The organism is Microbacterium sp. Leaf351 (assembly GCF_001423825.1).
Lineage (GTDB): Bacteria > Actinomycetota > Actinomycetes > Actinomycetales > Microbacteriaceae > Microbacterium > Microbacterium ginsengisoli.
On sequence record NZ_LMPK01000027.1, the window covers coordinates 3,707 to 7,637 of the forward strand.

Annotated in this window: 3 protein-coding genes; all 3 read right to left on the reverse strand. The window is 68.5% G+C overall.

Annotated features, from left to right (window positions below; genetic code table 11):
- A partial coding sequence (locus tag ASG00_RS08215; protein ID WP_156456236.1) for a glycoside hydrolase family 66 protein occupies positions 1 to 1,734 on the reverse strand: 1,734 nt, incomplete at its 3' end.
- 11 nt (positions 1,735 to 1,745) lie between these two features.
- Positions 1,746 to 3,335 carry a glycoside hydrolase family 66 protein gene (locus ASG00_RS08220; RefSeq protein ID WP_162237854.1) on the reverse strand — a complete coding sequence of 530 codons (1,590 nt, stop codon included), beginning with the start codon at positions 3,333 to 3,335 and terminating at the stop codon, positions 1,746 to 1,748.
- 5 nt (positions 3,336 to 3,340) lie between these two features.
- Positions 3,341 to 3,931: carbohydrate ABC transporter permease (locus ASG00_RS08225; RefSeq protein ID WP_200930894.1), on the reverse strand; the 591-nt coding region annotated here is incomplete at its 5' end.

Below are 3,931 nucleotides of genomic sequence, written 5' to 3' on the forward strand. Positions count from 1 at the left end.
GGGGAAGTAGGGCGCCGAGAGCATCGAGTCGCCCTGAGACATCTCGATGTGGGTTGCCCCCGCCGCGGCGATCGCCGCGTTCTCGAGCTCGACGGAGTTCGTGTCGAGGGTGCCGAGCACGAGGTTGTCGAGGTTGACGAAGCCGCTGTTGCCGGTGCCGACCGAGATCGTCACGGTGTGCGTCCCGGCCGTGAGGCTCGGGGTCACGATGTCGGCGTCGAAGTGCCAGTTGTTCCAGTTGCCGTCGGTGGGCATCGTGACGGTGCCCACCGTCGTGCCGTCGACCGCGACGGTGCGCGTCGCGTCGCCGGCGGCACCGTTCGCGTACCGGAAGACGAGACTGTAGCGCCGCGCCTCGGGTGCCGTGATCGTGAAGGTCACGGCGTCGCCCGCGTTGCCGTAGTTGGCGACGAAGCCCGTCCCGGTGTACCCGGGGTGGTCGCTCATGACGGTCAGCCCGCTCGTGCGGGACGCGTTCTCCGCCTCGTACGTCGGGCCTGCGTCATCCTTCGTGTTGGGGTAGGCGGCGATGATCGACGGGATGACGCCGCCTGATTCCTGCTTCTGCGTATCGAGGTACGACTTCATCGCAAGGTAGGTTTCGTGGTTGTCCCACAGCTCGCTGTAGAGGTAGTTGGTGTTGCCGCCCGTCGCGACGTTGTCGCCGCCGAAGCCGTCGACCGCGTTGAAGCCGAGCACCTTGCTGCTGCCCAGAGCCGTCCGCGAGGCAGCGACGAGGGAGGCGAGGCCCGCGGGCAGGTCGACGGGATTGCCCGAGGTGTCGGTCATCGCGCCCCAGTTGCCGAGCTGGTCGAGGTGCACGCCGTCGAAGCCCATCGTGTTCACCTCATCGAGGTACTTGGCCGTGATGAAGCTCTGCCAGTTCGTGTTGGCCGGATTGAAGATGTAGAGGTTCGTGTTGGGCTGGTTCGGCTTCATCTCGAACGCCCAAGGCTGGCCGGAGGAGGCGTACTTCAGCGCCCAGCTCGGGTCGACGCCCGAGACGCTCTGGTAGTTCTGCAGCCCGGCGTACGACATCGAGTACGGCAGGGCCAGCGCACCATCCGCGTGGACGGCCGCGATGTCGTTCTGCACGGTCGTCGGCGAGATGACGTCGCCGTTCCAGGCCGTCCATGTGGTGGGCAAGGCGCCACCGCTCGTGCGCTGCACGGGGTTCTCGTGCCGCCACATCCAGTCATAGAACTGGAACGCGTTGATGTGGTAGTTCTGCACGAGCTGGTCGACGTCGGCCTGCGCCTGCGCCGTGGTCGTCCCGGACGGGTATCCCGTGAGCGCCGCGGGACGCGGGAAATGGGTCGCATCGCTCGAGACGTCGATCGCCGTCTGCGTCGTCGACGACCCCGCGGTGACCGTCACGAGGTACCCGGTGAAGTCGGTCGCGGGAGCCGTCGTGGTCCAGGTGACGGACTGAGATCCGCTTGCGGCAACCGTCACGGTCGTGGAACCGGTCGCAACCGTCGCGCCCAGATGGCTGACGGTGAAGCCGACCGTGCCGCTCCAGGAGCCGGCGCCGCTCGTCTCGGCGACGACGGCCGTCACCGTAACGGAGTCGCCCGGGTTGTAACGCGCCTGGCCGACGTAGGCGCGCGTGAGCGAGGGGGTTCCGCCACTCGCATACGCGGCGGAACCCGTGAGGACGGTGGCCGCCGTCACGACCGCGGCGAGACTTGCGGCCAGCAGAATGCGACCGAGGGAAGGCAACGTGCGAGACATCTTTGTACTCCTCACGAGGGGGTGGGTGTGGGATCGATCAGGACGAGCTGCCACCGCAGAGGCGAGGGCAGCTGCGCGATGACGTCGTCGCCGTCGACCGTGAGGGCGACATCGACGAGCTCGGGGTGGAGGTCGGGGTCCGCCCAGCGGATGCGGGGCAGGGAGGTGCCCATGCGCCGCATCCGCAGTGTCGCGACGCCAGGGTCTCCGTGGGGGGCCCGGGGGGCATCCCACAGCGTGTCGGTCTGCCCCGTGAGATTGATCGCGTGGAGGACGTAGCGTCCCCCCGCGACCTGGGTAATCCGCCGCCAGACGGTACCGGCGACCGCGGCCTCGTGCACCGCGACCTCGGCGTACGAGATGTCGAGGTCACCGTTGTAGTCGGCGGCGAAGCTGCCGGTGACCTCGACGACATCGGGCGGGAAGAGCAGATCGTGATGCGCGACGGCGAAGTCGTAGTAGCGCTGCAGGAGGCCCGCCGTGCTCGCCTCGGTGCGGTGGTTGCGGACGTAGTACGGGTCGACGAGGATGCGATCAGCCTCGCCCGCGAGCAGGTGCGTCGCACCGTGCGAGAAGAGCGTCGCCATCGTCAGCGCCGTGGCGCGATCCGCCTCCTCGGCACCCGCGCTGTCGTAGACGTGCTGATAGGCGGCGATGACGACCGGCTTTCCGCACACGACCGCACGGGCGCGGTCCACGGTCCGCGCGAGGTGACCGAGTTCGAGCTGGGGCTTCCAGACCTCGATGTAGACGGCGTCCTGGCGCGTGCCCGCGGTCGCCCACGTGGGGAAGTCGTTGACGTTGTTGAAGACGAGACGACCCTCGGGGAGCTCCTCGCGGACGCCCTCGATGAGGTGGCAGAAGCTCGCGGCGACGTCGATGATCGCGCCGTCCGGCCGGTGCGCCCGCTTGGGATAGCCGTACTGGTCGAGGTGGAAGCCGTCGAAGCCGACCGAGGCGGCGGTGGCCGCCAGGTCGGCCCGGAAGTGGGCGAGCCAGTCGGGCGCAGCGGGATCGAGTACGAAGAGGAAGTCGCCGAGCGAGTAGGGCGCACCCGACGCGGTCAGCAATGCGTCGTGCTGCCACCGCGGCCATTCCCGCGGTCCCGCCGCGTAGACGGCCGCATACCCGAGGGCGTCCGCGCCGACGGAATGGCACGCCTCGATGAGGCGGCGTACGGTCTCGAGCGACACGGGCTGCCCCAGGGCGTCATCGTAGGTCTCACCGCCGCCGAGGAGGTCGGCGTGGCGATAGGCCCAGTCGTAGAACTGCACGCCCGTGAGATGCAGGCGCCTCAGGTTGTCGGTCACGGCGCCCAGATCGCGTCCCGGGGCGTAGTCGACGACGAAGCCGTAGCGCAACGTCGCACGGGGGTCGTCGGTCACCTGCACCGCGGTCCGGGCGTCGCCGAGGCGCACGCCGTAGCCGCCGGCCGGGAGTGCGCCGAGCGACACGATGCCGTCGGCGTCGACCTCGCGGCGGGCGGCGGGATCGCCGAGGCGGAAGACCTCGAGCGGTGCGGGGCTCTCGAGGCCCCGCACCTCGATCTCGACGAGTTCGCCAGGGGCAAAGATGACACGGGTGGGCAGTAGCTCGAGCATGCGGTTCATCCCTTGACCGCACCGCTGGTGAGGCCCTGTACGAAGTAGCGCTGGAAGACGAGGAAGATCACGATGACGGGGACGACGGCGATGACCGACGCAGCGAAGACGAGCCCCCAGAGCGTCGAGTTCTGTCCCTGGAGGAGCGCGATCGCGATGGGGAGCGTGCGCTTGTTGGGGTCGTTGATCGTCGTGAGGGCCCACGTGAACTCGTCCCACGAAGCGAGGAACGTGAAGATCGTGCACGTCGCGAGGACGGGTCGCGAGAGCGGGAGGATGAGTCGCGCGTAGCGCGTGAACGCGCCCGCTCCGTCGATCTGCATCGCCTCCTCGAGCTCCATCGGGATCGCCTCGAAGAAGCCGCGCAGCAGGAACGTGTTCAGGGCCAGGGTCGAGCCGGCGTAGAAGATGACGAGACCGAGGAGCGAGTCGATGAGCCCGAGCGATTTGGCGAGCGTGAATTGCGGGATGACGAGCATGATCGCCGGGATCATCAGCCCGAGCAGCAGGAGGCGGAAGAGCACCTCGCGCCCGCGGAACCGGAATCGGGCGAACCCGTAAGCCATCATCGAGCTGAACAGGAGCGAAAGGGCCGT